Below are 262 nucleotides of genomic sequence, written 5' to 3' on the forward strand. Positions count from 1 at the left end.
GACCAGCGACCCGTCCGTACGCCGGATGCCTCGGTCACCCGTGCGGTACAGCCGTACGCCCGGCACCTCCGGGTGCGGGAGGAAGGCCGCCGCGGTCTTGCGGGCGTCGCCGAGATAGCCGCGGGCCAGACCCGCACCGGCCAGGTACAGCTCCCCGGGGATGCCGTCCGGGACGGGGTTGAGGTGCTCGTCCAGGAGGAGGACCTCGTTGTTGGCGATGGCACGGCCCAGCGGGACGTCTGCGTCGTGGTCGTCGGTGGTG

1 protein-coding gene is annotated in these 262 nt (G+C 72.9%); it reads right to left on the minus strand.

All coding sequences use genetic code 11. The annotated features are described in order from the left end of the window. Positions 1–262: AMP-binding protein (locus LQ326_RS47605; RefSeq protein WP_234545439.1), on the minus strand; the 262-nt coding region annotated here is incomplete at both ends.

This window comes from Streptomyces shenzhenensis, from assembly GCF_021462265.1.
Classification (GTDB): Bacteria; Actinomycetota; Actinomycetes; order Streptomycetales; family Streptomycetaceae; genus Streptomyces; species Streptomyces shenzhenensis.